This is a genomic window from Paraburkholderia sp. RL17-381-BIF-C (assembly GCF_046026435.1).
Taxonomy (GTDB): domain Bacteria; phylum Pseudomonadota; class Gammaproteobacteria; order Burkholderiales; family Burkholderiaceae; genus Paraburkholderia.
The window spans coordinates 1-1,375 of sequence record NZ_JARESX010000182.1 but is presented as its reverse complement, the minus strand read 5'-3'; the positions used below and the strand labels follow the sequence as shown (position 1 = coordinate 1,375).

At 60.1% G+C, this 1,375-nt stretch carries 1 protein-coding gene; it reads left to right on the top strand.

All coding sequences use genetic code 11. The features are described from left to right. Window positions 1-10: 10 nt before the first annotated feature. Window positions 11-1,375: type VI secretion system Vgr family protein (locus P0D70_RS36540; RefSeq protein WP_408188103.1), on the top strand; the 1,365-nt coding region annotated here is incomplete at its 3' end.

Sequence of the window (1,375 nt, the reverse complement as noted above, 5' to 3'; positions counted from 1 at the left end):
CACGCTGGACATGGCGACAACCTACACGCCGACCGCTACCCGGCTCGACCCCGACAGTAATGTGTCCACCGAGAAGCTGGCCGGCAAGGAGGCGACCATCTCGATCGAGTTTGATGGCAAGGGTAGATTGCCCTTCGGGGTCGCCAGCTATGGAGGCGCTGTCAATGTCGGCGCTGGCGTGAGGAAAATTTCGGGGATCATCAGCAAGGCCGAGCTGACCGGCTTCGATGACCGGCACCTGTACTACCGCCTCGTTGTACGTCCCGCGCTGTGGCTGACTACGAAGACATCGCGCAGCCGCATATTCCAGAATCTGAACGTGCTGGATATCACCGCCGAGGTGCTGCGCGACTATCCGGTTGTGTATCGCATGAAGGAGAACGCGTTCCGGCTCAAGGATGGTTACCCGGAACGCGACTTCGTGCGTCAGTTGTGGGAATCCGACTTCGACTTCCTGACCCGCCTTTGGCGGGAATGGGGGCTATATTACTTTGAGGATGACGAAGGGCTCATACTGTGTGACTCGCCCCATTTGCATCAGACCCACGGGAATGCTTACGACTCGATACGCTATCAGGAGCCAGGCGCGGGCCGCATAGACGAGGAATATATCTCCAGCTTCAAGGCGGCGCACCGCCCCACGACCGCGAAGGTGAGCGTGGTCGATTACGACTATACGCGTGGACGTCAGCAACTGGTCGAGGATCACGACGCATACGGCGACCTGTACCGGGCAGAAGAACGGCACTGGGGCGACTTCTCGCAGCCGCTTGCCGGCGCAAGGGGGCTGACTGGTCAGCCTAACCGTTATCTTGAGGAAGCCCGCTATCTCGCGGGCGTGCGCGCCTATGCGCTTTACTCGCGCAATTCGCGTCTCAGAGGCAGGGGTAACCTGCTCGGCCTGAAAACGGGCAGGACATTCGTCCTCACGGATCACCCTGTGCCAAAGCTGAACGCTGGGTATCTGGTCGTGTCCACGACGATTGATATTCACAACGCGAGCGGGGCGACGAGGTCGGCCGGAACGACGGACGAACACCAGTTCCAGTGTGTGACCGACTTCGAGCTGCAACCGCGTCACCGGTACTTCAGGAACAGGCCGAGGAAGAAGCCTCACTGCCACGCGGAAACGGCGGTCGTAGTCGGGCCGAAAGATCAGGCCATCTACGTCGATGCATACGGTCGGGTGAAGATCAATTATCTGTGGGACGTGGACGGACCGAGGGACGAGCGCGCAAGCTGCTGGGTGCGCGTCTCATCGCCATGGCAGGGTCAGTCGTTCGGCTCGATCTTCATCCCCCGTATTGGCGACGAAGTGACGATCAACTATCACGAAGGCGACCCGGACAAGCCCTATATCGTGGGCCGCATGGTT